We start from the raw sequence: 26,309 nt of genomic DNA, 5'->3' as shown, positions 1-26,309 counted from the left end.
CCGGGTCAGTAGCCGTCGACGACCGCGTTGATCAGCGGCTGCCCGGCGGCGAACCGGCGAACCTGGTCACCGACCAGTCGGTAGGCCCGCGGCAGCAGGCCTCGCACCGACCCGGCCACGTGCGGGGTGAGCAGCACGTTCGGCATCGCCCAGAGCGGCGAGTCGGCGGGCAGCGGCTCCGGGTCGGTGACGTCCAGCGCGGCCGAGATCCGGCCGGTGCCCAGCTCGGCGACGAGTGCCTCGGTGTGTGCCACCGGCCCTCGGGCGGCGTTCACCAGCAGCGCCCCGTCCGGCATCGCGGCCAGGAAGTCCTTGTCGATCAGGCCACGCGTCTGGTCGGTGAGCGGCACCAGCACCACCACCACGTCCGCCTCGGGCAGCAGTCGGGGCAACTCCTCGACCGCGTGCACCCCCTGCTCCGGGCGGGCCGTCCTGGCGACCAGGGTGAAGCTCACCTCGAACGGGGCGAGCCGGTCGCGCACCGCGGAGCCGATCGAACCGGCCCCGATGATGAGCACCCGCTTGCCGGTCAGCTCGTCGGTCGGGGCGTTCCCCTGGTACGCCCAGCGCCTGTCGGCCTGGGCACGGACGAACGCCGGGAACGCCCGTAGCTGGGCGAGGATCGCGGTGACGACCCACTCGGCGGTGGACGGGTCGTGCACGCCCCGGGCATCGCAGAGGGTGACACCCGGTGGGGTCCGGCCGGCCCAGGCGTCCGCCCCGGCGGAGAGCAACTGCACCACCGCCAGGTCGGGCAGCTCACGCAGCAGCGCCGTCGCGTCGGTGCCGGTCAGGAACGGCGGCACCCAGACGCGGACGTCGGCCACCTCCGAGGGCAGCCGGTCGGCGTGCTCCAGGACCTCCACCGTCACGTCCGGGGGCAGCTCGCCCATCAGGTTCAGGCCGGCCTGGTTCGGAATCCATACCTTCACGTCAGCCGACGATAGTCCCCGCCACCGCGGCCGGCGCGGTGCGGGCGCGAACCGGCGTCCCGGGGGATGGCGCGCGGGGCTGGGGCGGGCGAGACTCAGCACACCGATGTTCGACCCGGCCCTGGACGAGGTATAACGAAGGGTCGGAGGTCCGGTCGGCCTCCGCCCCAGCAGACAGGTGCTCGATGACCGACGGCTCCCCCGGCACCGCCCGGCGTCCAACCGCCTCACCTGCGGCGCTCGGCGACCCGGAGCGGCTCCGCGCGCTCGCCGACACCGGGCTCGACGCCGCCCCGGACGAGGCGTTCGACAGGTTCGCCCGACTGGTCAGCGACCTGCTGGACGTGCCGGTCGCGCTTGTCTCCCTGGTCTCCGCCGACCGGCAGTTCTTCCCCGGCGCGTTCGGGTTGCCGGAGCCCTGGTCGGAGCGCCGGCAGACCCCGTTGAGCCACTCGTTCTGCCAGCACGTGGTGGACATCGAGGTGCCGATGGTGCTGCCGGACGCCCGGCTCTACCCCCGCGTCCGGGACAATCTGGCCATCGACGACCTCGGCGTCGTCGCGTACGCCGGGATGCCGCTGACCGACCTCTCCGGGCGGGTGCTCGGTTCGCTGTGCGCCATCGACAGCAAACCGCGCGCGTGGACGAGCGCGCAGCTACGGACCCTGGCCGACCTGGCTGCCGCCTGCTCGTCCGAGCTGCGACTGCGCATCGCGCTGGACGGCGCGCAGGAGGCACGGCGGCGGGTCGTGCAGGCACACGAGCGGCTGGAGCTGCTGGCCGGGGTGAGTGAGACCCTCGCCGGCACCCTGGACGTGGGCACCGCGCTGCGCCGACTCGCCGCCGCCATGGTGCCGCTGCTCGCCGACTGGTGCCTGCTCACCCTGATCGGCCCGACCGGCCTGCCGCGCGAGGTGGTCTCGGTCCACCGCGACCCGGCCCGGACGGCGGACATCGACCGCTTCGGTGAGTTGCTGCGCACCGGGCTGAGCCCGGACTCGTCGATCCGCGCGGTGCTGCGGACCGGCCAGCCCCGGCTCGGCAGCATCGCGTCGCTGGCCGACGTGACGAGGGGCACCACCCACCCGGAGATGGCGCCGATCGCCGCCCGCCTGGGCATCGCGTCCTACCTGAGCGTTCCGGTGCGGGGCGTCGGCGGCACCGTGCTGGGCGCGATCACCCTGGTCAACGGCACCGGACGACAGCAGTTCGACGACCGCGACCTGCTCACCGCCGTCGAGATCGGCCGCAGGGCCGGCCAGGCCGTCGGCAACAGCTCGATGTACGGCGAGCAGCGACACGTCGCCGAGGTCCTGCAACACAGCATGCTGCCGCACCTGCCGGTCGTCCAGGAGCTGGAGCTGGCGGCCCGCTACCAGCCGGCGGCCGACCGGGTGGAGGTGGGCGGTGACTGGTACGACGCGTTCATCCAGCCCGACGGCGATCTGATCGCGGCGATCGGGGACGTTGCCGGGCACGACATCGAGGCCGCCGCGACCATGGGTCAGCTACGCAACCTGGTGCGGGGCAACGCCTTCGGCCGGCCGGACACGGTCGGGGAGCTGCTGAGCAACCTGGACGGCGCGATCCGTGGGCTGCGGCTGCCCATCGCCGCCACCGCGACGCTGGTCCGGATCTGCCCCCAGGACGCCGGTGTCCACGAGGTGACCTGGTCCAACGCCGGGCACCCGCCGGCCCTGGTGGTCCGCGTCGGCGGGACTGTCGAGATGCTCGACGCGACACCGGAGCCGCTGCTCGGCCTGGCCCGAGCGTCGTCGCGGACCAGCCAGTCGACGAGCCTGGCCACCGGCGACACCCTGCTGCTCTACACCGACGGGCTGATCGAGCGGCGGGACCGATCCATCGACGAGGGACTTGCCGAGCTGGTGGTCCGGCTGACCGGCGCCGACACACTGCCCCTCGACGAGCTGTGCGACCTGCTGCTCGCCTCGATCCGCCACCGCGAGGACGACACCGCGCTGCTGGCCGTACGGGCACGGTGAACCGTGCACCGGCCGGGGTCGCCGGCACCCATCGGACTCGACCGGGCCGTCCGGCGGGCTACCCTGGGCCGGGTGAGAGCCCGTCCCCCGTACCCTCGCGTCCGTAGCCTTCGGGTGGCCCTCGCGGCGTCCTGCGCGGCAGTGCTGCTCAGCGCGGGTTGCAGCTTCGGCGAACCGGAGCCCGACCCGGCCGGCGAGCCGCCCAACCTGCCGACCCCGTCCGCCTCGGCGAGCCCCGGCGGCGCCGGCCAGCAGGCGGTGGCGACAGTCCTCGCGAAGGGTCTGCGGGTGCCCTGGGCCATCGCCTTCCTGCCCGACGGGGCCGCGCTCGTCACCGAACGGGACAGCGGCCGGATCGTCCAGGTCGGCCCCGAGTCCGGGCCGGACGGTCTGCGGATCCGCCCGGTGCAGACGATCGCCGACGTGGCCGCGGCCGGCGAGGGCGGCCTGCTCGGCATCGCCGTCTCCCCCGACTACGCCCGCGACCGGACGGTCTTCGTCTACTACACCGCCGAGCGGGACAACCGCGTCGCGCGGCTGCAACTCGGCGGGCAGCCCACCCCGATCCTCACCGGCATCCCGAAGGCCAACGTGCACAACGGTGGCGGGTTGGGTTTCGGCCCGGACGGGCAGCTCTACGTCAGCACCGGCGACGCCGGCCAGCGCCCCCTCTCGCAGGACGTGAAGAGCCTCGGCGGCAAGATCCTCCGGATCACCCGGGACGGCAAGCCCGCGCCGGGCAACCCGTACGCCGGCTCGCCGGTCTGGTCCCAGGGTCACCGCAACGTGCAGGGCTTCGCCTGGGACGGCGCCAAGCGGATGTACGCCGTCGAGTTCGGCCAGAACACCTGGGACGAGATCAACCAGATCACCAAGGGCGGCAACTACGGCTGGCCGGAGGTCGAGGGGCGATCCGGTGACCGGCGGTTCACCGACCCCGTCACGCAGTGGGCGACCGAGGACGCGTCCTGCTCGGGTCTGGCCGCCACGGACCGGCTGCTGGTCACCGGCTGCCTCCGCGGCAAACGCCTCTGGGTGATGGAGCTGACCGACACCGGCACGCTGCTCGGCCAGCCCAGTGAGCTGCTCACCAACCGGTACGGCCGACTGCGCGCGGTGGCCGCCGCGCCGGACGGTTCGCTCTGGGTGAGCACGTCCAACCACGACGGGCGGGGCAACCCGGGCGGCGACGACGACCGACTCCTGCGGGTGGTCTTCGCGGGCGGCGACGGCGGACGCAGCTGACGTTCGTCACCATCCGTTCAGGTTTACCAAGATCTTCCGACGGGCAGGTCAGAATTTCAGCATGGACGGGCAGCGCGACGAGCAGCACGACGACGCCGGGGACCGGGACACCCCGGTGACCGACGGCGATCCGCCACGCCCCACGCGTTCGCTCGTCGGCCCCGGCGGCCCGCTGCGCCGCGTCGGGCTGATCGTCGCCGTCCTCGCCGTGGCCCTGGCCGGGGCGGTGCTCGGGGTGCTGGCCGGCGGTCAGGTCGACACCGACATCGGGCCGTTCCGGGCCAACCTCAGCATCTCCCCCGCCCGCGACGGCGGCACCACCGTCGACATCCCGCCACTCGGCGCGTTGCTGCTCGACAGCCACGACGGGCCGACCCACCTCACCGTGCGGCTGGGCGCACTCGACCAGGGACGCACCGAGGCGCTGATCGACGACCCGGCCAGCATCAGCCGGGCCAGCCAGAGCGCCGTGGAGGACGTCCGCTCCGGTGTGATGCGGCTCGGCCTGCGGGCCCTCGGCGCGTCGGTGCTCGTCACCCTGATCCTGGCCGGGCTGATCTTCCGCAACGTCCGGCGGACCGCCTGGGCGGGTGGCCTCGCGCTGCTTGTCACCGCCGGGAGCCTCGGCACGGCGGCGGCCACCGTCCGTCCCCAGGCGATCGAGGAGCCACGCTACGAGGGGCTGCTCGTCAACGCGCCGGCCATCGTCGGCGACGCGCGCCGGATCGCCAACGACTACACCAAGTACGCCGAGCAGCTGCAACGTCTGGTCGGCAACGTCAGCCAGCTCTACACCACCGTCTCGGCGCTTCCGCTGCTGGAGCCGACTCCGGGCACCACGCGGGTGCTGCACGTCTCCGACATGCACCTCAACCCGACCGGCTGGCAACTGATCCGGACGGTGGTGGAGCAGTTCGGCATCGACGTGGTGATCGACACCGGTGACATCACCGACTGGGGCAGCGAGCCGGAGGCGTCCTTCGTCGGCTCGATCGGCCTGCTCAAGAAGCCGTACGTGTTCATCCGGGGCAACCACGACTCCGGCAAGACCGCCGCCGCCGTCGCCCGTCAGCCGAACGCGATCGTGTTGAACAACTCGACGACCACGGTCGGCGGGCTGACCATCGCCGGCATCGGCGACCCCCGCTTCACCCCGGACAAGAACACCTCACCCGCCGGCAGCGGCCTGACCCCCCAGGTCGCCGACCAGGTGATCGACGCGGGCGAGCAGCTCGCGACCACGGTGCGCCGCTCGCCCCAGCCGGTGAACATCGCGCTGGTGCACGACCCGGCGTCGGCCGGGCCGCTCGCCGGCACCTGCCCGCTGGTGCTGGCCGGGCACACCCACGCGCGGCAGGTGTCCCGGTTGCCCCAGGCGCCCGGCCAGCAGCCCACCGCGCTGATGGTCGAGGGCTCCACCGGCGGCGCCGGCCTGCGCGGCCTGGAGGGCGAGAAACCGACTCCGCTGACGATGACGGTTCTCTACTTCGACCAGCAGAAGATGCTCCAGGCGTACGACGACATCACCGTGGGCGGCACCGGTCAGTCCCAGGTCAACCTGGAACGGCACGTGGTGGCCGATCCGGCGCAGGGTACGCAGGCGTCGGTCACCCCGACGCCGACCGGTGGCGCGCCGGAGTCACCCAACCCGCTGCAAAGCCCGACCCCGAGCCCGACCAGCTGATCCTGGCCCCACGCCGCCGGCATGGCACCACTGCGCCGGCGCGGCCGGGTCAGCGCAGGGCGATGGCGGCCAGAGCGGCGTTGACGATGCTCCCGGGCAGCAGGTCGTGCAGGTCGTACAGCTCGGCGACGGTGCCGGACTGGCCGAACTCGTCCACGCCGAGCGGCACCGCCGGCGCGCCGACGGCCGAACCGAGCCAGGCCATCGCGTGCGACGCCGCGTCGTGCACTGTCACCACCGGCACCCGATCCGCGAACGCGGACCGCAGCGCGCCCGGCACGCTGGGCACGGTGGCCGTCCGTACGCCCTGGCGCAGGGTGCGCTGCCAGGCCCGGTAGAGCCGGTCGAGGCTGGTCACGTCGACCACGTGCGCGGCGATGCCCTCGTCGGCCAGCTCCGCGGCGGCGGCCAGCACCTCGGGCAGCACCGCGCCGGACGCGGCCAGTTGCACCACCGGGGCGTCGACCAGATGCGGGTACGCCTGGTGCGCGTCGACAAGCCGGTACGCCCCGGCGACCACCTGTCGACGCAGCACCGCGTCACCGAGCCGGGTCCGGGCCGCCTCGAACGGCGCCTGGTCCAGCGGTCGCGTGCTCAACCGGAAGTAGTACGCGCCGTCCTCGGCGGGCGCGGCGGTGGCCGCCGGTGTCGACCCACCGGCGATCTGCCCCAGCGCGTCGCAGAGCAGCCAGTCCAGGCTGGTCGCGTACGCCGGCTCGACGAAGGTCACCCCGGGCAGCTCCAGGCCCACCGACGCGGTGATCGTGGACTGGTGGGCGCCGCCCTCCGGGGCCAGGGTGATGCCGGACGGGGTGCCGGCCACCACGAACCGGGAGCCGGAGTAGGTGCCGTACAGGAACGCGTCCAGGCCGCGCAGCACGAACGGGTCGTAGACGGTGCCCACCGGCAGCAGCGGCTGCCCGGACAGGTCCCAGGACAGGCCGAGCTGACCGAGCAGCAGGAACAGGTTCATCTCCGAGATGCCCAGCTCGATGTGCTGTCCGGCGGGGCTCTCGGTCCAGCGCAGCATCCGGTCCTCGGTCCAGGAACGCTGCTCGGTGGGTGCGAACACCCCGGTCTTGTTGATGAACCCGGCCAGGTTCGTGGAGGTGGCCACGTCCGGGGCGGTGGTGACCAGGTAGCGGCCCACCTCCCGGTGTCGCGCCAGGTCGACCAGCACCCGACCGAAGACCTCCTGCGTGGAGATCGACTTGGTTGCGCGTACTCCCGTGCTTTCCGGGACGGTGACCCCCAGCGCGCGCTCGCGGGGCGCGCGGGACAGCGCCTCCCGGCGGGCGCCGGCCCGGATCCCGGCCGGTGACGCCGGGTCCAGGCGGTCCCACTCGGTCTCGGCGGTCAACCCCTGCGCGGCCCGCAGCGCGTCGACCTGTTCCGAGCTGAGCAGCGCGGAATGGTTGCGCGGGTTGCCGGCGATGGGCAACCCCCAACCCTTCACCGTGTACGCGAAGACGACGCTGGGCCGGTCGGTGACCGCGTCGCACTGGGCGTACGCGTCGAGCATCGCGGACAGGTCGTGCCCGCCCAGGTCGGTGACGAGCGGGCTCAGCTCCTCGTCGCTGACGTGGGCGATCAGCTCGTCGATGCCGGCCGGGGCACCGTCCAGGAACTGCTTGCGCAGCACCGGGCCGGTCAACCCGAACAGCGACTGGTACTGCTCGTTGGGCATCGCGTCGATCCAGTCGCGCAGCGCCTCGCCACCCGGCCGGGCGTACGCCTCGGCGAGCCGACGGCCGTACTTGACCTCCACGACGTGCCAGCCGGCCGCCTCGAACTGGCCGCGCCACTGGTTGATCCGGATGCCGGGAACCACCCGGTCCAGCGACTGCCGGTTGAAGTCGACGAGCCACATGACGTTGCCCAGCCCGGTGGTCGCCGGGTCGGCCACCGCCTCCCAGATGTTGCCCTCGTCCAGCTCGGCGTCGCCGATCAGCGCCACGAACCGGGAGTGCGGTCGGGCACCGAAGTGCGCGTCGACGTACCGCCGGGTGGCGGCGGCGAAGAGCGGGGCCGCCGCGCCCAGGCCGACCGAGCCGGTGGAGAAGTCCACCTCGTCGGGGTCCTTGGTGCGCGACGGGTACGACTGGAGGCCGCCGCGGGCCCGCAGCCGGGGCAGGTAGGAGCGGTCCAGGTTGCCGAGCAGGTACTGGATGGCGTGGAACACCGGGGACGCGTGCGGCTTGACGGCGACCCGGTCCTCGGCGTCCAGGTGCGCGAACCACAGCGCGGTCATCGCCGTGACCAGGGAGGCGCTGGACGCCTGGTGGCCGCCGACCTTCACGCCGTCGCCGGTGGCCCGGTCATGGTTGGCGGCGTCCACGATCCGGGTGGCGAGCCAGAGCACCCGCCGCTGGATCTCGTCGAGGACATCGAGGTCGTGCTGGGTCACGGTGGCTCCATTCGGGCGTCGCCGTTGACGCCCTCGTGCGGGGTGGCCGCAGATGCGGACCGGGGGTGGCGGCAGGCCGCCGGGCGGCCTGTTTCGGGTGTGCCGGTCAGCCCTGGACGCCGAGGCGCTCCAGGATCAGCTCACGCAGGGTCTTCGCGTCGGCCTGACCCCGGGTGGTCTTCATGACCGCGCCGACGAGCGCGCCGACCGCCGCGACCTTGCCACTGCGGATCTTGTCGGCGATGCCGGGGTTGGCGGCGATCGCCTCGTCCACGGCGGCGGTCAGCGCGCCGGTGTCCGACACGACCTCCAGGCCCCGGCTGGTCATGATCTCGGTGGGCGAGCCCTCACCGTCGACCACGCCCTCCAGCACCGTACGGGCCATCTTGTCGTTGAGCTTGCCGGCGTCGACAAGCCCCTGCAGCTCGGCGACCTGGGCGGGGGTGGCCCCGATCTCGGCCAGCTCCACGCCGCTCTCGTTGGCCCGGCGGGACAACTCACCCAGCCACCACTTGCGAGCCGCCGCCGGGGTAGTGCCCGCCGCCACGGTCGCCTCGATCAGCTCGACCGCGCCGGCGTTCAACACCGACTGCATGTCCAGGTCGGAGAGGCCCCACTGCTCCTGGAGCCGACGCCTGTGCACCCGCGGCAGCTCCGGCAGGGCGGCCTTCAGCTCGGCGACCCAGGCCCGGTCCGGTGCGATCGGCACCAGGTCGGGCTCCGGGAAGTACCTGTAGTCGGTGGCCGTCTCCTTCGAGCGCCCCGGGGTGGTGTCACCGGTGTCCTCGTGGAAGTGGCGCGTCTCCTGGGTGATCCGGCCGCCCGCGTCGAGCACCGACGCCTGGCGCAGCATCTCCGAGCGGACCGCCCGCTCCACCGACCGCAGCGAGTTGACGTTCTTCGTCTCGGTACGGGTGCCCCACTCCGCGCCCGGCAGGTTGAGTGAGGTGTTCACGTCGCAGCGCAGCGAACCCTCTTCCATCCGCACGTCGGAGACGCCGAGGGTACGGATCACGTCGCGCAGCTCGGCGACGTACGCCTTGGCCACGTCGGGGGCGAGCGCACCGGTGCCCGTGATCGGCTTGGTGACGATCTCGACGAGCGGGATGCCGGCCCGGTTGTAGTCGACGAGCGACTCGGTCGCGCCGTGGATGCGGCCGGTGGCGCCGCCGACGTGCAGCGTCTTGCCGGTGTCCTCCTCGAGGTGCACCCGCTCGATCTCGATCCGCACCGTCTCGCCGCCCACCTCGACGTCCAGGTAACCGTCGACACAGATCGGCTCGTCGTACTGGCTGATCTGGAAGTTCTTCGGCATGTCCGGGTAGAAGTAGTTCTTCCGGGCGAACCGGCACCACTCGGCGATCGAGCAGTTCAACGCCAGGCCGATCCGGATGATCGCCTCGATGGCCGCCTTGTTGGCCACCGGCAGCGAACCGGGCAGGCCCAGGCACACCGGGCAGACCCGGGTGTTCGGCTCGCCACCGAAATCGGTCGGGCAACCACAGAACATCTTGGTGTTCGTGCCCAGCTCGACGTGGGTCTCCAGGCCGATCACCGGTTCGAAGCGCGCGACGACCTCGTCGTACGCGGGCAGTGTCGTGGTCATGAGACGCTCCAGGCGCGATCCGGACAGAACCGGTCCAGCCTAGTGGGGTTGTCCGATCACGGTTCGCCCGGGTTTACCGACCCACCGGCGATCGCCAAAGGCCGGGTGTGTCCGCGGCGGCACCTGGGTATCCGTCGACCATGACGAATACGGGGAACGATCGATCCATCAACCAGGCCGCGCCGGGGCGTCGGCCCAAGACCATGGTGTTCCTGCTGGCGGTGCTGGCCGCGTGGGTGGTGACGCTCGTCCTCTGGCGTGCCGCCGGCGGTGAGCGGACGCCGGGAGACCTTCTGTTCCTGGTGCTCATGCTCGCCATCCCGATCCTGGTGTGGCCCGCGGCGAGGGCGGCGGGCAGGTGGGCGGACTCGCGCAGCCGCAGCCGGGACAGGTCGTGAGGCCGGCCCGCGGGGCGTCCGCCCGGCCGGTGATCCTCGCGGTGGTCGCGGTGTGGGCGGTGGCCGTCGTGGTCACCCTGATCACCTGGTTCGCCGCCGGAGAGGACCGGAACCCGGACTCGCCGGTCGCGTTGGTGCTCGGCATGGCACTGCCCGGGGTGCTGGCGGTGGCGATCGGGTACGCCGTGGTGCACCTGCTCAACCGGCGGCATGCGGATCGGGGGCGGCGGTGACCACCGAGGAACGGACAGCCCCGGACGAGCCGGTCACGCAGGGGCCGGACCGCCGCAGCACCTACGCGGTCGCCGCGCTCGTCGTGGTCGGCGCCAGCGTGCTGGGCGCCGCCGCGCTTGTCGGCGACGGCCGGATGGACGCCGACAATCTGCTCGCGGCGTTCGCGATGATTCTGATCCCGTCGCTTGTCGGCGCGGTCGTCGCCCTCGTCTTCGGCCGCCGGCTGCTCAGCCGGCTGCCCCGGACGGCCGGTGCCGATCCGACGACGAGGCGGCGGATCGCGCAGGCGCTACGCGATGGCTCCACCGACGATCCCCGCCTGGACGCGCTGGCGCGCAGGGAGGCCCGAACCCGGGTCAGTCAACGCTGGCTGCTGTGGCTGTTCGCGGTGGGCGTCCTCACCCAACTACTGGCCCTGGTGAGCGCGGACCGCCCGTTCACCCGCGTCCTGGCCGTACTGCTGATCCTGCTCTGGGGTGGTTCCGCCTGGTATCGCTGGCGTGGTCTGCGGGAGGCCCGCCGCTACCTCGCCGAGCCGCCGAACCAGCCCTGATCGGCACCCCACCTACCCGAACGCGCGATCGGCGCCGAGGGACACGTCCCCCGGCGCCGATGCGGTGACACCCGTCCTACAGCGCCGGCGGCGTGAACGTGCCGACGGCGGACTCCAACGCGGCGGCGACCCGGTACATCCGGTCGTCGGCCATCGTCGGGGCCATCACCTGCAGGCCGACCGGCAACCCCTCGGAGAGGCCACAGGGCACCGAGATGCCCGGCCCGCCGTACAGGTTGGTCGGGATCGTGTACAGGTCGGCCAGGTACATCTGGTACGGGTCGGCGGTGCGCGCGCCGATCGGGAACGCCACCGACGGGGTGGTCGGCGAGATCAACGCGTCGACCCGCTCGAACGCGGCGGTGAAGTCGCGGGTGATGAGCGTCCGGACCTTCTGCGCCTGCCCGTAGTACGCGTCGTAGTAACCCGACGACAGCGCGTACGTGCCGACCATGATGCGGCGCTTGACCTCCGGGCCGAAACCGGCCTCCCGGGTCAACGACATGACCTCCTCCAGCGACCGGTTGCCGTCGTCGCCGACCCGCAGGCCGAACCGGACGCCGTCGAACCGGGCCAGGTTGGAGGAGCACTCGCTCGGGGCGATCAGGTAGTACGCCGGCAGCGCGTACGCGAACGTCGGGCAGGAAATCTCCACGACCTCGGCGCCCATCTTGGTCAACGCGTCCACCGACTCGCGGAACGCGGCCATCACACCCGGCTCGGCGCCCTCGCCGACGAACTCGCTCACGATGCCGAGTCGCACGCCGGTCAGGTCGCCGGTCGCCCCGAGCTTCGCCGCCGCCACCACGTCCGGCACCGGCTGCGGGATCGAGGTGGAGTCCCGCGGGTCGTGCCCACCGATCACCTGGTGCAACAGGGCCGCGTCGAGCACCGTACGGGCACACGGGCCGGGGGTGTCCAGCGACGAGGAGAAGGCGACGAGCCCGTAACGGGAGGTGCCGCCGTAGGTGGGCTTCGCGCCCACGGTGCCGGTGACCGCGCCAGGCTGGCGGATCGAGCCGCCGGTGTCCGAGCCGATCGCCAGCGGCGCCTCGTACGCGGCCAGCGCGGCGGCGCTGCCGCCACCCGAACCACCCGGGATCCGGTCCAGGTCCCACGGGTTGTGCGTCGGCCCGTACGCCGAGTATTCGGTGGAGGAGCCCATCGCGAACTCGTCCATGTTGGTCTTGCCGAGCATCACCGTGCCGGCGGCACGCAGCCGCTGCACGATCGTCGCGTCGTACGGCGGACGCCAGCCCTCCAGGATCTTGGAGCCGACGGTGGTCGGCACACCCCGGGTGGCGAGCACGTCCTTCACCGCGACCGGCACACCCGCGAGAGGGCCCAACTCCTCGCCGGCGGCCCGGCGCTCGTCCACCGCGCGGGCCGCGGCGAGCGCGCCGTCACTGTCGACGTGCAGGAAGGCGTGCACCCGGTCGTCGACCGCGGCGATCCGGTCCAGGTGCGCCTGCGTCACCTCGACGGCGGAGGTCTCACCGCCGGCGACAAGCGTGGCGATCTCCGTCGCCGTCATTCTGGTCAGATCGCTCATGAGGCCACATCCTCGGTCAGGATCCGCGGCACGCGGAACCGCTGGTCCTCGGCATCGGGCGCGCCCGACAGCGCCTCCTGCGGGGTCAGGCACGGCGTGACCACGTCCTCGCGGAAGATGTTCGTCAACGGCACCGAGTGCGAGGTCGGCGGAATGTCCGCGGCGGCGACCTCGCCGACCTGGGCGACCGCCTGGAGGATCACGTCGAGCTGACCGGCGAACGTGTCCAGCTCCTCCTCGGTGACGGCGAGCCGCGACAGGCGCGCCAGGTGCGCGACCTCCTCGCGGGAGATGGCGGCCATCCGTGCCCCCTTCTGATGTCCTGCTGGTCGGGCGGTGTGCCGGCCGCGCGACGACTGGAGCGTGACGCGCGGTGACCGGAGCGAGTCTATTGTTCCGCTCCGGTGCCGCGTCCCCGGACTCCCCCTCGGGTCAGCGGGTGGGGCGGCGCGCGCTCTCCGGCTGCGGGTGCCCACCGGTGGGGCGCACCGGCCGGTACCGGGCCAGCCAGGTGACCAGCTCCGCGGCGGGCATGGGTCGGGCGTAGAACCAACCCTGCGCCGCGTCGCACCCGGCGGCGTGCAGCATCCGCCAGGTCCGCTCGTCCTCGACGCCCTCGGCCACCACCCGCAACCCCAGAGCGCCGGCCAACTCGATCATCGACCGGACGATCGCCGCGTCGTCGGCGTCGTCGGCCATGCCGAGTACGAACGACCGGTCCACCTTCACCTCGGACAGCGGCAGTCTGCGCAGGTGCTGCAATGACGAGTAGCCGGTGCCGAAGTCGTCGAGCGCGATGCCCACCCCGATCCGGTGCAACTGGGAGATGGTCGCCAGCACCCGGCGCGGGTCGGCCATCAACGCGCCCTCGGTGATCTCCACCTGTAGCCGCTCGGCCGGCACCCCGGACCGGGCCAACCGGTCGGCGATCTGGTCGGCGATCTCGCCGGTGTGCAGATCCCGCACACTGACGTTGAGCGCCGCGCGCAGGCCGATGCCGGCCGCCGACCACCTGGCGAGTTGCCCGACCACGTCGTCGACCACCCGCCGGGTGAGCAGCCGCATGACGGCGCTCTGCTCGGCGACCCGGATGAGTTCCTCCGGGTCGACCATGCCCCGCCGCGGGTGTCGCCACCGCAGCAGGGCCTCGACACCGACCACCTCGCCGGTCGCGATGGCGATCTGCGGCTGGTAATACATGGTGATTTCCCCGGCGTCGTCGGCCGGCCCGTCGTCCGCGTGCGCCCACCCCGTTGCTTCGAGCGGTCGCCCCGGTGCGTCCGACCCGATGCCCCGCCGTGGCCCGAGGTCACCGTTGCCCAGCGCGGTGACCGCCCCTCCGTTCGGCGACCGACGGCCGTTTCCGAGCCCGGCGCGTCGCTCCCGACCCCGACCCGGCCGGGCTCCGGTGACCGCGGCACGGGTGTTGCGGCCCCGGATCGGGTCGGCACCGGTGGCGATCTGGTTGATCAGCTCGTCGGCGTGCAGCAGCGCGGCGTCGTCGCGCCGACGGCGTCCCCACCACCGGCCACCGGACCGGGGCGCCGTCGCGATCGCCGGCGCCGGGTCCGCGTGTGGCGCGGCCTCGGCCGCCGCCCCGGTGGGCAGCGCCGCCCCGTCACCACCGCGCACCTCGGCCGCCGCGTCGAGGGGTACGCCGACCACCCGCTCCGTACCGGCCACCTCACCCGGCACGCCGTCCCGACCCCGCCCGTCTCCCCGGTCGGCCCGGTCGGCGTGGGCGGCGCGGTCTTCCTGGTCCGGCGATCCCCCGAGGTGGCTGTGACCGGCCCGCTCGGCGTCGAACAACCCGTCGATCGGCGGGCCGGATTCCAGCACCCGACGCAGGTCGGCGAGGAGGCCGAGGCGCTCGGCGGAGTTGTGGTCGGACTCGGGGGCGTAGACGGCCACCGTGTCGTTGCGGTGCTTGGCGTCGTACATCGCGACGTCGGCGTGGCGCATCAGAGTGGCGAAGTCCTCGCCATGCTCGGGGAAGAGGGCGATCCCGATCGACCCGCCCACGTCCAACGGAAGCCCGTCGAGCGGCACCGGCTCGGCCAGCGCCTCGACCACCTGGTCGGCCAACTCCCGCGCCTGACCGACGTCGGTCAGCCCGGTCATCACGATGGCGAACTCGTCGCCGCCGAGCCGGGCGATCATCTTCGGTCGGGGCCGTACGTCGGTGAGCCGCGCGCTCACCTCGACCAGCAGCCGGTCGCCCACGGCGTGCCCGAGGGCGTCGTTCACGTTCTTGAAGCGGTCCAGGTCGATCAACAGCAGCGCCAACTGACCGTCGGGTTCGCCCCGAGCCGTCCGGTCGGCATGCACGTGTACCTGCTCGGCCACCTCGGTCAGCAGGGCCTTGCGGTTGGGCAGGCCGGTGAGCGGGTCGGCGGCGGCGAGGTGCTGCTGTTCGACGGTCAGCCGCGCCATCCGGTAGACGGCGAACAGCGGCACCAGCACCAGCGGAATCAGCGCCGCGCTGACCCGCGCCGCCGCGACCAGCACCGGGGCGAGCAGCAGTAGCGAGCCGGTGGAGAGCAACTCGAAGCCGAGCCCCTGCCGCAGGGTGGGCCACCACCGGTCGCCGAAGCGCAGTCGCACCGCCCAGCTGACCAGCCCGTAGTTGACGACGAACCACGCCAGCGTCGCCCCGGCGACGGCGGCCACGTCGGTCCAGTGCAACCGCCCGCCGGAGAAGATGGTGCCCGGCCCGAGCAGGATCACGCCGTACGCGGCGGCGAGGGCACACGCGTACTGCCCGACGTTGAACGCCGTCCGCCACGGCGCGTGCCGCATCCGCCAACCCGAGACGACCACCCCCACCGCCTGCACCAGCACCGCCGGGCCGAGGCCCCAACCGAGCAGGATCGCGAAGGTGAAGCAGGTGGAGGGGAACACCGCCGAGGTCTGCCGGCGCCCCGGCGGGACGAACGGGCGGGCGTCGCAGATCACGGCGAGCGTGGCCATCGTCCAGAACGCCACCGGCAGCCGGGACACCTCGTCGGGAAGCGTCGCGAGTGGAACGGCGGCGGTCGCCGTGGCCACCACCAGGATGCCGACGACGAAGGCAGCGAACGGTGCCACCCGTCCCGGGGGCAGCGAGTTGCGTGGGTCGGCGACCTCCACCACACCTCCCGACCGACCGTCGACGTGCCGGTGCGCACGCCGTGACCCAATGAAACGCCCTCGGGCCCCGGTTTCCCGGTAGGACAGTCACGAATCGGTCGTAGTCGTAATTAAGTTGGTATACGTGACCAGTCGTCGCGCGGCACCGCCCACCCGGTCAGCCGCCCGGTTGAGCGACCTCCCGTGCGGCGTCCGGGCCGGCGTCCAGCAGGAGTTGGAACCCGGCCTCGTCGAGCACCGGCACCTTGAGGCTGACCGCCTTGTCGGCCTTGGACCCCGGGTTGTCCCCCACCACCACGAAGCTCGTCTTCTTGGAGACCGACCCGCTGACCTTGCCGCCCCGGCTCTGGACGGCCTCGGCGGCCTGGTCCCGGGAGAAACCGGCGAGCGTGCCGGTCACCACCACGGTCAACCCCTCCAACGGGCGCGGCCCTTCGTCGCCGGCCTCCTCCGCCATCCGTACGCCGGCGTCGGCCCACTTGCGGACGACCTCGCGATGCCAGTCCACCGCGAACCACTCCCGGAGGCTCGCCGCGATGGTCGGCCCGACCCCGTCGACCGAGGACAGCTCCTCCTCGGTGGCCGCGTCGATGGCGTCCATCGAGCGGAAGTGCCGGGCGAGCGCCTGGGCCGCGGTCGGACCGACGTGCCGGATGGAGAGCGCCACCAGCACCCGCCACAGGTCCCGTTCCCTGGCGACCGCCAGATTGTCCAGCAACTTGCTGGCGTTGCTGCCCAGGCTGCCGTCCTTGTTGACGAAGAACGGAGACCGGGACAGCTGCTCGGCATCGAGCTGGAACAGATCCCCCTCGTCCGCGATGACCTCCGCGTCCAGCAGGGCCGCCGCCCCCTTGTAGCCGAGCGCCTCGATGTCGAAGGCGCCGCGGCCGGCAAGGTGGAACACCCGCTCGCGTAGCTGGGCCGGGCAGCTGCGGGTGTTGGGGCAACGGATGTCGATGTCGCCCTCCTTCGACGGCGCGAGCGGGGTGCCGCAGGCCGGGCAGGTGGTCGGCATGACGAACGGCCGGGCGTCGGCGGGACGCATGTCGACCACCGGGCCCAGAACCTCGGGAATCACGTCACCGGCCTTGCGCAGCACCACCGTGTCACCGATCAGCACGCCCTTGCGCTCGACCTCACGCGCGTTGTGCAGGGTCGCGAGCGCGACGGTGGAGCCGGCCACCCGCACCGGCTCCAGCACGGCGAACGGGGTGACCCGCCCGGTCCGCCCCACGTTGACGTCGATGTCGAGAAGCTTGGTGGTGACCTCCTCCGGCGGGTACTTGAAGGCGATCGCCCACCGGGGCGCACGGCTGGTCGAGCCCAGCCGGCCCTGGATGGAGACCGGGTCGACCTTGACCACCACCCCGTCGATCTCGTGCTCGACGTCGTGCCGGTGCTCGGCGTAGTAGCCGATGTATTCCACGACGCCGGCCAGGTCGGGGACGACCCGCCAGCGGTCGCTGGTCGGCAACCCCCAGGACCTGAGCGCAGCGTACGACTCGGACTGTGCGGTGGGCTGGAACCCCCGGCGGGCGCCGATGCCGTGCACCACCAAGCGCAGCGGCCGGGAGGCGGTGACCCGCGGATCCTTCTGCCGAAGGCTGCCCGCCGCGGCGTTGCGGGGGTTGGCGAAGGGAGCGCGGCCCTGCTCCACCAGGCCGGCGTTGAGATCGGCGAACGCGGCGACCGGGAAGTAGATCTCGCCCCGAATCTCGACCAGCTCGGGAATGTCCGGGAATTCGGCGGACGGGGTGAGCTGGCCGGGCACGCCCCGGATGCTGCGCACGTTGGCGGTGACGTCCTCACCGGTGCGGCCGTCGCCCCGGGTGGCGGCCCGGACCAGCCTGCCCTTCTCGTAGGTCAGGTTGATAGCCAACCCGTCGACCTTCAGCTCGCACAGGTAGGGCGCCGGGCCGCCCGCGTCCCGCTCGACCCGCTCGGCCCAGGCGGCCAACTCCTCGTCGGCGAAGGCGTTGTCGAGCGAGAGCATCCGTTCGGCGTGGGTGACCGGGGTGAAGTCGGTGGAGAACGTGCCGCCCACACGTTGGGTGGGTGAATCGGGCGTCCGCAACGCCGGGAACTCCGCCTCCAGTGCCTCCAGCTCGCGCAACTGCCGGTCGAAGTCGGCGTCGGGAATCGTCGGCGTGTCCAGCACGTAGTAGCGGTACTGATGCTCGGTCAACTCCTGACTGAGCGTGGCATGCCGCTCCCGGGCCTGCGGCGTCGGCTCAGCCCCGGCCGCCGCCTCCTGCGCCGGGCTGACCTGCTGACCGATCTGCTCCTCGGACACACCGCCACCTTCGGACACGCCTGCGACCTCCCCTGATCACGCTACTCCGGCACGGTATCGGGCCGGTGGGACAATCCGTCGCCCGCCCGCCCGCCCGCCCGCCGCGCTCGCCCGCGCTCGCTCGCCCGCCCGCGCTCGCCGCGACGTTCCTCTCCGCCGCGATCCATGATCACTTAATGCTCAGCAGTTCTCGACAGGCCGATCCAACTACTCAGCATCAGATGATCAAGTGGTGCAGCGGGGCGGTCGGTCGGGCAGCCGGGCGGTCGGTCGGGCAGCCGGGCGGTCGGTCGGGCAGCCGGGCAGTCGGTCGGGCAGCCGGGCAGTCGGACAGCCGGGCAGTCGGGCAGTCGGGTGGTCGGTCGGGCAGCCGGGCAGCCGGGCAGTCGGACAGCCGGGCAGTCGGGCAGTCGGGCAGTCGGGTGGTCGGTCGGGCAGCCGGGCGGTCGGGCGGCCGGGCAGCCGGGCAGTCGGGTGGTCGGTCGGGCAGTCGGGCGGGCTGGTGGTGGGGCGGTTGCGGTGTGGTTGGCGGGCGGCCCGGGCGGCGACGTGCGAGGATCGCCGGACGGTGCGGCCGGTGGGCCGCGGTGAGGGCGGAAATACGTCCGCTGACAGGCACGTGGCGGAGAAACTCCGCCGACAGGCACGAGGCGGGAGTACCCGCCGGTGGGCAGGCGGCGGGGATGCGTCCGTCGGTGGGCAGGAGGTAACGCGATGCGCGAGGCACTGCTCTGGGCAGCGGCGATCCTGCTGGCAGTTGCCGCGGGTTGGGCATGGAACAGCTGGCGGCACCGGGTCTCGACCCGCCCCTCGGGCACCCGAGGGGACCGCGGCGCCACGGCCCGCACCGGTGGTCGTCGTCCCGCGCCGCCCCGACCGCGCGGCACCGACCGGCCGGCAACCAAGAGCCGCTCACGCGATACCGACCGGCACGACACCCCGGCACCCGGAGAGATCTGGTGGGCAGACGTGCCGTACGCCGACGGCAGTGGCTCGAAGGTGCGGCCCTGCCTGGTGCTGCGGACGGACTCCCGGGGCGCGGACGTCCTGAAGATCACCAGTCAGGACAAGAGTGACCGGGACGACCACGTACGGATCCCCACCCTGGACTGGGACCCCGGCGCGGAGCACGACAGCTATCTCAGCCTGACCGAGCCGATCCGACTCAGCTCGGCCGCCTTCGCCGACCACGCCGGCCGCTGCGACGCCGACCTGTGGCGCAAGGTCCGCAGCCTGCGTCACCTACCCACCCCCTGACCCTGGTCGGACCGGGCGCCGACCGTACCGGCCCTCGTCGGGGCCGCGCCGGGCGCTGATCCACTCGGGTCCCCGGAAACCGCGGCATCCCAGCCCCTCGGACACCCCAGCTTCCAGGAAGCCGAGTCGATCATGCCGGCGGGCCGGACCAGCCCAGGCCAGCCCAGGCCAGGCCAGCCCAGGCCAGCCCAGGCCAGGCCAGCCCAGGCCAGGCCAGCCCAGGCCAGGCCAGCCCAGGCCAGCCCAGGCCAGCCCAGGCCAGGGCGGGCCGGGCGGGGAGGGCGGGGAGGGCGGGGAGGGCGGGCGCCGGGCGGGGAGGGCGGTTAGTCCCAGGCGGCGCCGAGGGTGGCGAGTTGGTCGGCGTACTCGATGCGGTCGATCCACCCGGTCGGCCAGGCGGCCATGCCGGCGGCCGCGCCCACGAAAGCGCCGGCCAGGGCTGCGATCGAGTCGGAGTCGCCGGCGGTGGTCGCGCCCCGGGACAGGGCCGCCACCGGGTCGTCGGCGTGCCGTACGGCGCAGAGCAGCGCGGTGGCCAGCGCCTCCTCGGCAATCCAGCCCTCCCCGGTGGCCCGGCACGGGTCGCCGCCGTCGTCCGGCAGGCGCAGAGCATCCGTCAGTCGGCCCAGCACCGCCAGGCACTCGTCCCAGCCTCGGGCGATGAACTCCTCCGGCGTCCCGACCCCCGGGCGCTGCCAAAGATCACCCAGCCACTGCTCCCGGTAGACCAGGCGCTGGGACCGCGCGCGCTCGGTGAGGATCGCGGGTAGCTCGGGCAACGTGGCGTCGGCGCGTAGCGCGAAGACCGCGTACGCGGTCAGCTCGCTGGCGGCCAGCCCGGTCGGGTGGCCGTGGGTCATCCCGGCCTGCAACTGCGCCAACCCGGCCATCGTGTCCGGGTCCACGTTGAGCAGGCCAACAGGGGTGACCCGCATGTTGGCACCGCACCCCTTCGACCCGGCCACGGTCGCCTCCTGCCAGCGCAGCCCACGGCTCAACTCCGCGCAGGCACGCAGGCAGGTCATGCCCGGGGCGCGGTTGTTGTCCGGGCTGACCGCCCAGGCCAGGAAGCGCCGCCGCAGCAGCGGCTCCACCACCTCCGGGGTGAGTGCGGGCGCGTCGTGCAGCGCCCAGCCCACCGCGAGTGCCATCTGGGTGTCGTCGGTGACAAGCGCCGGCTCGCCGGACAGCTCACGTGGGCCGGTCGGGCCGTACCGGTGTTCGATCTCGGCGACGGTCAGGAACTCGGTGGGCTTGCCGAGGGCGTCACCGTAGGCGAGGCCGAAGAGCGAACCGGAGGCGCGCAGCGCGGGGATGGGCATCACGGCGGCCATGATGCCCGGCCGCCGCAACCCCCGTCCGACTCAGTCCCAGCAGAGACAGAACGGATGGCCGGCCGGGTCGGCGTAGACCCGGAAACCCTCGCCCTCGCCCGGCAGCCGCCGCGCACCGAGCGCGAGTGCCGCCTTCTCCGCGCTCTCGATGTCGTCCACCGTCACGTCCAGGTGGAACTGCTGAGGGCGCTCCGGATCCGGCCAGACCGGAGGGCGCAGGTTGAGCGCCTGCTGGAAGGCGAGACGAGGTTGGTGACCGGGCGGACCGCCCAGCACCACCCAGTCGTCTTCCGTCTCACCCTCGGCGAGAGGCACCCCGAGCAACTCGGCGTAGAACGTCGCCAGCGCCCGCGGATCCGGGCAGTCGATCACCACTGAACGCAGCTGTCCAATCATGACCGTCATCCTGCCCACCGGGTACGACAGGAAACCTCACACCTCGGCGAGCCGCCGGCCGGCGTCCCGGCACGCGGCGAGCACCGCCCTTGCGTACTCCGGGGTGGCACCGGCGAGCCCGCAGGCCGGGGTGACCACCACCTGCTCGGCGAGCTGCCGACGGGGAAAGCCCAGACGGTCCCAGACCTGGCGTACCCGATCGGCGATCTGCGCGGAGGTCGGCGCGCCACCGGCCGACGGTGGTCGGGTCGGCGCGGCCCCGGCCAACAACCCGAGGCCGGCGTCGAGCGCCTCGCCGAGCGGGTCCAGCTTGGTGACCAGGTCCAGGTCGAGGGCGACCGCGACGGCGCCGGTGGAGCGGATCAGCTCCAGCGGCACGTCCGGGGCGCAGCAGTGCACAAGCGTCGGTACGCCCACCGCGTCGACGATCGTGCGCAGCAGCGCGGCCGCGTCCACCGAGTCGACAGCCCGGTACGCGCCCAGCCCGCTCTCGGTCGGCACTCGCCCGGCCAGCACGGTCGGCAGCGACGGCTCGTCGAGTTGGAGCAGCACCGACGCCCGGGGCAGCCGCCGGGTCACCGCCGCGACGTGGGCGCGCAGCCCTTCGGCGAGGGAGCCGGTCAGATCACGGACCGCGCCGGGGTCACGCAACAGACGGCCGCCGATCGGCAACTCCACGGACGCGGCAAGCGTCAGTGGACCGGCGGCCTGCACCTTGATCGGCCCGGCGTACCCCTCGGCCTGCTCGGCGAGCTGGTCCAGGTCACGTTCCATCAGGTCACGGGCTCGACGCAGGTCGCGACCCGGGCGCGGGGCGACCCGCCACCGTCCGGCGTACACCTCGACGGGCAGCTCGACAAGCAGCCCGGCGGACCGGCCGATCAGGTCCGCGCCGGGACCACGGGCCGGCAGCTCGGGCAGATGGGGCAGCTCGGGAAGCTCACCGAGGACCACCCGCTGGGCCTCGCCGATGTCGGTGCCGGGCAGCGAACCAATTCCGGTTGCCGCGCCGGCCGGCCAGGGCCACGCCTGATCTGTCACGGCCGAAGGCTATCCCGCGGACACCCAGGCCGTGCGGTCAGCCGGTGATGGTGGCGGAGCCGAGGACCACGTCGCCGGCCGGATCCGCCCGGTACGCGACCACTGCCTGACCGGCGGCGACACCGCGTACCGGCCGGCGCAGCTCGGCGTGCAGCAGGTCGCCGTCGAGGGCGACGGTCGCCGGCACCACGTCGCCGTGTGCACGCAGTTGCACCTCGCACTCGACAGGCGCCTCCGGGCGTGCGCCGCCGGTCCAGACCGGACGAACGGCGCGGACCTCGGACACCTCCAGCGCCTCGGCGGGGCCGACGGTCACCGTGTTGGTCTTCGGCGTGATGGAGAGCACGTAACGCGGGCGGCCGTCCGGGGCCGGCCGGTCCAGGTGCAGCCCGCGTCGCTGCCCCACCGTGTACGCGTACGCGCCGCTGTGACTGCCGACCACCGCGCCGGTGCTGGCGTCCACCACGTCGCCGGGCGCCTCGCCGAGCCGGCCGGCCAGGAAGCCCCGGGTGTCGCCGTCGGCGATGAAGCAGATGTCGTGCGAGTCCGGCTTGTCGGCCACGGCCAGGCCACGCTCGGCGGCCTCGGCGCGCACCTGCGCCTTCGTCGAGTCGCCCAACGGGAAGATCGACCGGTCCAGTTGCTCGCGGGTGAGCACGGCCAGCACGTACGACTGGTCCTTGGCGATGTCGACACTGCGCCGCAGCAGCCCGTCCGCGCCGAGCCGGGCGTGGTGCCCGGTGACCACCGCGTCGAAGCCCAGGGCCACCGCCCGGTCCAGCACCGCCGCGAACTTGATCTTCTCGTTGCAGCGCAGGCAGGGGTTCGGCGTGCGCCCGGCGGCGTACTCGGCGACGAAGTCGTCCACCACGTCCTCGTGGAAGCGGTCGGCCATGTCCCACACGTAGAACGGGATGCCGATCACGTCGGCGGCCCGCCGTGCGTCCCGGGAGTCTTCCAGCGTGCAGCAGCCGCGCGCCCCGGTCCGATAGGTCTGTGGATTTCGGGCCAGCGCCAGGTGTACACCCGTCACGTCGTGCCCGGCCGCCACCGCCCGCGCCGCCGCCACGGCCGAGTCAACCCCGCCCGACATAGCCGCCAGAACCTTCACCAGCGAACCCCCTTCCCACCCCAGTTCCCCACGACAACCCTATCCACCACCCCCGAAAACCCCGGAACCCACGCCCACCCACCCACCCCACCCACGCGATCTTGCACTTTCTGCGGTGACATATGCCGCACAAGACGCGAACCGCCAACCGAAAGTGCAAGATCGCCGGAAGGAAGGGGCGGAGCCCGGGACAGGGGTGGGGGTGGGGTGGGGCGAGGGCGAGAGCGGGGGTGGGGGCGGTTAGCGGGGGGTGCGGAGGGCTGCGGCTCGGCGGGCTCGGTCGACGGCTGCCGGGAGGGCCGCGATGAGGGCGTCGACGTCGGCCTGGGTGCTCGTGTGGCCGAGGGAGAAGCGCAGCGAGGAGCGGGCGCGGTCGTCGTCGGCGCCCATCGCCAGCAGCACGTGGGAGGGCTGGGCCACCCCCGCGGAGCAGGCCGACCCCGTCGAGCAGGCGATGCCCTGGGCGTCGAGCAACAGCAGCAGGGCGTCGCCCTCGCAGCCGGGGAAGGAAAAGTGCGCGTTGCCGGGCAGCCGGTCGGTCGGGTCACCGTTGTAGATCACCTCGGGCACCGCCCGACGAACCCGCTCGATCAGGTCGTCGCGGAGCGCGGCCACCCGGGCCGCGTACTCCTGCTGGCCCTTGACCGCCGTCTCGACGGCGACCGCGAAGGCCACGATGCCGGCCGTGTCCAGGGTGCCGGAACGGATGTCACGTTCCTGGCCGCCCCCGTGCAGCAGTGGCGTGGCCGGCACGTCCCGGGCGAGCAGCAGCGCGCCCACCCCGGTCGGGCCGCCCAACTTGTGCCCGGTGACGGTCAGCGCGGCGACGCCGCTGGCGCCGAAGTCGACGGGCACCTGACCGACCGCCTGGATGGCGTCGGTGTGGAACGGCACACCGTGCTCGGCCGCGACGGCGGCCAGCTCGGCGACCGGCTGGATGGTGCCCACCTCGTTGTTTGCCCACATCGCGGTGACCACGGCCACCCGGCCGGCGTGCTGGGCCAGCTCGGCGCGCAGGTCCTCCGGGTCGAACCGACCGGCGGCGTCCACCGGCAGCCAGCCGACCTCGGCCCCCTCGTGCTCGACGAGCCAGTCGACAGCGTCGAGCACCGCGTGGTGCTCGACGGCGCTGGAGACCACCCGACGGCGGTCCGGGGCGGCTCCCCGGCGGGCCCAGAAGATGCCCTTGACCGCGAGGTTGTCGCTCTCCGTGCCGCCACCCGTGAAGATCACCTCGGACGGCCGGGCGCCCAGCACCGCGGCGACCTTCTCGCGGGACTCCTCGACCCGGCGGCGGGCACGACGACCCGCCGCGTGCAGGGAGGACGCGTTGCCGACCTCGCGGGCGGTAGCGACGTACGCCTCCAGTGCCTCGTCGAGCATCGGAGTCGTCGCCGCGTGATCCAGGTAAGCCATCGCCGTTCAGCCTACGGCCGACACCGCGGCGCCCGGATGGCGGAGGGACCCGGCACCGGGGCCGGGGTGGGATTTCCCACCCCGGCCCTGGCGGCGGCCCAGGTCAGGCGGGCACCGCTGTGACAACGATGTTGTCGCGGTACTTGCGCGCCTTGGCGTCGAACGGCCCGCCACACGTGATCAGGGTCAGCCGCGGTTTGCCGTCCCGGGCGAAGTACCGGTCCAACGGAATCCTGGTCTTCGCGTACTCCTCCCGGGCGACGACCCGGTACCGCCGCGCCGTGCCGTCGCTGCCGGTCGCGGTCAGGGTGTCGCCCTTGTCGAGTTGGCGGAGTCGGAAGAACGCCCCCCTGCCCTGCGTGGCGCTGTCCACATGACCGGCGATGACCACCGAGCCGGCGGTTGCCTCCAGGCCGGGCCCGTAGCGGTACCACCCGATCTGGTCGACGCTGGGCGGCACCTCGAACTCGTTCGTCCGCTCGTTGATGCCCACCGCGTTGACGGTGGCGGTGACGTCGATGTCCGGGATCACCAGCCGTACCGGCGGGACGACCCCCGCGTCGGCCGGCAGCTCACCGACGGTGACCGGCACCGACGGCGCGCTGGCGTCCGCCGGTGGGTTGCTGGCCAGGGTGGTCGCCTCCTCGGCACCCACGTTCCCCGCCGGTTGGGAACCGCACGCCACCACGGCGGCGACGGTGAGCGCGGCAACGCCGGCGGCCAGGGCCGCCAGCGCGCCGCGGTTGCGCACCGTCACTTGCGACCGGTCCGCGCGGTCGCCATCCGCACACCGCCGCCCAGCAGCAGGAGTACGCCGGCACCGGTGAGCACGTACCACCAGGTGTCCACGCCCGTGCCGGCCTGACCGCCGTCACCGCTCGGCACGCCGCCCGGGGCGGAGTGCAGGCCGGTGATGGTCTGCGCCACCACGTCGAGGGTCTTGCCCTCGGCGGAGCCGATCGCGTAGACGATCGTGGCGGTGCCCTCCTTGAGGTTGAGGTCGGCCGGGCCGATGGCCACGGTGTCGGTGCCGGCGAGCACCACGTCGGCCTTGACGCTGCCCGCGTCGACGTCGCCCTTGGCCTCGTTCGGGTTGGTGAGGCCCTTGAAGACCGGGGTGCCGCCGGCGCGTACGTCCACCGCCGGTGCGGCCGCGGTGTGCCGGACGATCAGCCGGGCCTTGCCGGCGTCGACCTTCGAGACGTCGTTCACGAACGGGGTGATCTTCGGCTGGCCGGCGGCGTCGAGGTGGGCCGCGATGCTGATGTTCGCGCCGCCCGGAACGGCCGCGTCGTCGACCTTGAGAATCGCGCTGCCGATCGGCTCGCCCGGCTTGGTGAGCGCGATGTCGTAGTCGCCCTCCTCCAGGTTGAGCGGGCCGGCCACGTCACCGGGCTTGAAGTTCTCAAGCGTCTTCTTGCCGTTGACGTAGACGTCGACAGGGGTGTCCGGGATGCCGTGCACGACGGAAACCTTCGACGTGGCGGCGTACGCGGGGGTGGCGGTGAGTGCGCCGACTCCGGCGAAGGCCAGCGCGGCGACCGCGCCGCCCGCCGCGACCCGACGCAGGTACGAGAACTGCATGTCTGCCTCCTGGTGATTGGTGCTGATTCGTCAGGCCTGGCTTGCAGAACGGGTTACGCCGCCGTTCCGACGCGCGGATGCGGGCCGGAGGCACTTTTCTTTTTCGGCCCCACCCGCATCCGAACCGGGGTCGC

At 73.0% G+C, this 26,309-nt stretch carries 21 protein-coding genes; 7 read left to right on the top strand and 14 right to left on the bottom strand.

From position 1 onward, the window contains the following. Nucleotides 1–5 precede the first annotated feature (5 nt). On the bottom strand, nt 6–932 hold the full coding sequence (locus ACGFH8_RS27940; RefSeq protein ID WP_393372723.1) for a 2-hydroxyacid dehydrogenase: 927 nt from the start codon (nt 930–932) through the stop codon (nt 6–8). Nucleotides 933–1,117: 185 nt separating this feature from the next. Between ACGFH8_RS27940 and ACGFH8_RS27935 the strand changes: the two genes are divergently transcribed. From ACGFH8_RS27935 to ACGFH8_RS27925, 3 genes are all read left to right on the top strand, one after another. Further along, a complete protein-coding gene (locus ACGFH8_RS27935) occupies nt 1,118–2,935 on the top strand; it encodes a SpoIIE family protein phosphatase (RefSeq protein ID WP_393372720.1) in 1,818 nt (605 codons plus the stop codon). Nucleotides 2,936–3,007: 72 nt separating this feature from the next. Further along, nucleotides 3,008–4,180: a PQQ-dependent sugar dehydrogenase gene (locus ACGFH8_RS27930; RefSeq protein WP_393372718.1), complete on the top strand. Its 1,173-nt coding sequence runs from the start codon at nt 3,008–3,010 to the stop codon at nt 4,178–4,180. Between the two features lie 61 nt (nt 4,181–4,241). After that, complete coding sequence (locus ACGFH8_RS27925) at nt 4,242–5,864, top strand: metallophosphoesterase (RefSeq protein WP_393372716.1); 1,623 nt, start codon at nt 4,242–4,244, stop codon at nt 5,862–5,864. Nucleotides 5,865–5,913: 49 nt separating this feature from the next. Here the strand turns inward: ACGFH8_RS27925 and ACGFH8_RS27920 are convergent, their stop codons facing one another. Then, on the bottom strand, nt 5,914–8,271 hold the full coding sequence (locus tag ACGFH8_RS27920; protein WP_393372713.1) for a pyruvate dehydrogenase: 2,358 nt from the start codon (nt 8,269–8,271) through the stop codon (nt 5,914–5,916). A gap of 106 nt (nt 8,272–8,377) precedes the next feature. Then, nucleotides 8,378–9,877, bottom strand: coding sequence for an Asp-tRNA(Asn)/Glu-tRNA(Gln) amidotransferase subunit GatB (gene gatB, locus ACGFH8_RS27915; protein WP_357553889.1), 1,500 nt, complete (start codon nt 9,875–9,877; stop codon nt 8,378–8,380). A 140-nt stretch (nt 9,878–10,017) separates the two neighbouring features. Between gatB and ACGFH8_RS27910 the strand changes: the two genes are divergently transcribed. Genes ACGFH8_RS27910 through ACGFH8_RS27900 form a run of 3 tightly spaced genes read left to right on the top strand, consistent with a single transcriptional unit; the run spans nt 10,018 to nt 11,062 of the window. Further along, a complete protein-coding gene (locus tag ACGFH8_RS27910; protein WP_393372710.1) occupies nt 10,018–10,275 on the top strand; it encodes a hypothetical protein in 258 nt (85 codons plus the stop codon). Continuing rightward, a complete protein-coding gene (locus ACGFH8_RS27905) occupies nt 10,272–10,508 on the top strand; it encodes a hypothetical protein (protein ID WP_393372707.1) in 237 nt (78 codons plus the stop codon). Before ACGFH8_RS27910 ends, ACGFH8_RS27905 begins: the two co-directional genes overlap by 4 nt. Continuing rightward, the gene (locus ACGFH8_RS27900) at nt 10,505–11,062 is read left to right on the top strand and encodes a hypothetical protein (protein ID WP_393372704.1); all 558 of its coding nucleotides are present in this window, start codon (nt 10,505–10,507) and stop codon (nt 11,060–11,062) included. The genes ACGFH8_RS27905 and ACGFH8_RS27900 overlap by 4 nt, the downstream gene beginning before the upstream one ends. Before the next feature lie 76 nt (nt 11,063–11,138). On the opposite strand, the gene gatA is transcribed toward ACGFH8_RS27900, so the two are convergent. From gatA to ligA, 4 genes are all read right to left on the bottom strand, one after another. Further along, the gene (gatA, locus tag ACGFH8_RS27895) at nt 11,139–12,614 is read right to left on the bottom strand and encodes an Asp-tRNA(Asn)/Glu-tRNA(Gln) amidotransferase subunit GatA (RefSeq protein ID WP_393372701.1); all 1,476 of its coding nucleotides are present in this window, start codon (nt 12,612–12,614) and stop codon (nt 11,139–11,141) included. Beyond that, nucleotides 12,611–12,916, bottom strand: a complete 306-nt coding sequence (gatC, locus tag ACGFH8_RS27890; RefSeq protein WP_007456314.1) for an Asp-tRNA(Asn)/Glu-tRNA(Gln) amidotransferase subunit GatC — start codon at nt 12,914–12,916, stop codon at nt 12,611–12,613. The genes gatA and gatC overlap by 4 nt, the downstream gene beginning before the upstream one ends. A 130-nt stretch (nt 12,917–13,046) precedes the next feature. Further along, on the bottom strand, nt 13,047–15,743 hold the full coding sequence (locus ACGFH8_RS27885; protein WP_393372698.1) for a putative bifunctional diguanylate cyclase/phosphodiesterase: 2,697 nt from the start codon (nt 15,741–15,743) through the stop codon (nt 13,047–13,049). A gap of 157 nt (nt 15,744–15,900) precedes the next feature. After that, complete coding sequence (ligA, locus tag ACGFH8_RS27880) at nt 15,901–18,036, bottom strand: NAD-dependent DNA ligase LigA (RefSeq protein ID WP_393372695.1); 2,136 nt, start codon at nt 18,034–18,036, stop codon at nt 15,901–15,903. Between the two features lie 714 nt (nt 18,037–18,750). Here ligA and ACGFH8_RS27875 point away from each other — a divergent pair. Further along, nucleotides 18,751–19,293, top strand: a complete 543-nt coding sequence (locus tag ACGFH8_RS27875; RefSeq protein ID WP_393372693.1) for a type II toxin-antitoxin system PemK/MazF family toxin — start codon at nt 18,751–18,753, stop codon at nt 19,291–19,293. Between the two features lie 323 nt (nt 19,294–19,616). Here the strand turns inward: ACGFH8_RS27875 and ACGFH8_RS27870 are convergent, their stop codons facing one another. The 7 genes from ACGFH8_RS27870 to ACGFH8_RS27840 all read right to left on the bottom strand — a co-directional run bounded on the left by ACGFH8_RS27870 (nt 19,617) and on the right by ACGFH8_RS27840 (nt 26,175). After that, the gene (locus ACGFH8_RS27870; RefSeq protein ID WP_393373079.1) at nt 19,617–20,615 is read right to left on the bottom strand and encodes an ADP-ribosylglycohydrolase family protein; all 999 of its coding nucleotides are present in this window, start codon (nt 20,613–20,615) and stop codon (nt 19,617–19,619) included. Nucleotides 20,616–20,657: 42 nt separating this feature from the next. Next, nucleotides 20,658–21,023 (bottom strand): VOC family protein, encoded by a 366-nt coding sequence (locus tag ACGFH8_RS27865; RefSeq protein WP_393372690.1) that lies wholly within the window; start codon nt 21,021–21,023, stop codon nt 20,658–20,660. Nucleotides 21,024–21,059: 36 nt separating this feature from the next. Next, nucleotides 21,060–22,064 (bottom strand): methionine synthase, encoded by a 1,005-nt coding sequence (locus ACGFH8_RS27860; RefSeq protein WP_393372688.1) that lies wholly within the window; start codon nt 22,062–22,064, stop codon nt 21,060–21,062. A 37-nt stretch (nt 22,065–22,101) separates the two neighbouring features. Next, nucleotides 22,102–23,175 (bottom strand): tRNA 2-thiouridine(34) synthase MnmA, encoded by a 1,074-nt coding sequence (gene mnmA / locus ACGFH8_RS27855; RefSeq protein WP_393372685.1) that lies wholly within the window; start codon nt 23,173–23,175, stop codon nt 22,102–22,104. Between the two features lie 240 nt (nt 23,176–23,415). After that, nucleotides 23,416–24,591 carry a cysteine desulfurase family protein gene (locus ACGFH8_RS27850; protein ID WP_393372683.1) on the bottom strand — a complete coding sequence of 392 codons (1,176 nt, stop codon included), beginning with the start codon at nt 24,589–24,591 and terminating at the stop codon, nt 23,416–23,418. A 103-nt stretch (nt 24,592–24,694) separates the two neighbouring features. Continuing rightward, nucleotides 24,695–25,348, bottom strand: coding sequence for a class F sortase (locus ACGFH8_RS27845; RefSeq protein WP_393372680.1), 654 nt, complete (start codon nt 25,346–25,348; stop codon nt 24,695–24,697). Then, nucleotides 25,345–26,175: a DUF4397 domain-containing protein gene (locus tag ACGFH8_RS27840; protein ID WP_393372678.1), complete on the bottom strand. Its 831-nt coding sequence runs from the start codon at nt 26,173–26,175 to the stop codon at nt 25,345–25,347. The genes ACGFH8_RS27845 and ACGFH8_RS27840 overlap by 4 nt, the downstream gene beginning before the upstream one ends. Nucleotides 26,176–26,309: the final 134 nt, after the last annotated feature.

Source organism: Micromonospora sp. NPDC049175, assembly GCF_043197345.1.
In the GTDB taxonomy this organism is placed as follows: Bacteria; Actinomycetota; Actinomycetes; order Mycobacteriales; family Micromonosporaceae; genus Micromonospora.
Note: the sequence above shows the minus strand (reverse complement) of the source record. Positions and strands in the feature narration are given on the sequence as shown.

Bases quoted from the DNA above. Each gene is read 5' to 3' on its own strand.
- ACGFH8_RS27935 (WP_393372720.1), top strand. From the start codon at position 1,118: ATGACCGACGGCTCCCCCGGCACCGCCCGGCGTCCAACCGCCTCACCT.
- ACGFH8_RS27925 (WP_393372716.1), top strand. From the start codon at position 4,242: ATGGACGGGCAGCGCGACGAGCAGCACGACGACGCCGGGGACCGGGAC.
- gatB (WP_357553889.1), bottom strand. From the start codon at position 9,877: ATGACCACGACACTGCCCGCGTACGACGAGGTCGTCGCGCGCTTCGAA.
- ACGFH8_RS27910 (WP_393372710.1), top strand. From the start codon at position 10,018: ATGACGAATACGGGGAACGATCGATCCATCAACCAGGCCGCGCCGGGG.
- gatA (WP_393372701.1), bottom strand. From the start codon at position 12,614: ATGAGCGATCTGACCAGAATGACGGCGACGGAGATCGCCACGCTTGTC.
- gatC (WP_007456314.1), bottom strand. From the start codon at position 12,916: ATGGCCGCCATCTCCCGCGAGGAGGTCGCGCACCTGGCGCGCCTGTCG.
- ACGFH8_RS27875 (WP_393372693.1), top strand. From the start codon at position 18,751: ATGCGCGAGGCACTGCTCTGGGCAGCGGCGATCCTGCTGGCAGTTGCC.
- ACGFH8_RS27870 (WP_393373079.1), bottom strand. From the start codon at position 20,615: ATGCCCATCCCCGCGCTGCGCGCCTCCGGTTCGCTCTTCGGCCTCGCC.
- ACGFH8_RS27865 (WP_393372690.1), bottom strand. From the start codon at position 21,023: ATGATTGGACAGCTGCGTTCAGTGGTGATCGACTGCCCGGATCCGCGG.
- ACGFH8_RS27850 (WP_393372683.1), bottom strand. From the start codon at position 24,591: ATGGCTTACCTGGATCACGCGGCGACGACTCCGATGCTCGACGAGGCA.
- ACGFH8_RS27840 (WP_393372678.1), bottom strand. From the start codon at position 26,175: ATGCAGTTCTCGTACCTGCGTCGGGTCGCGGCGGGCGGCGCGGTCGCC.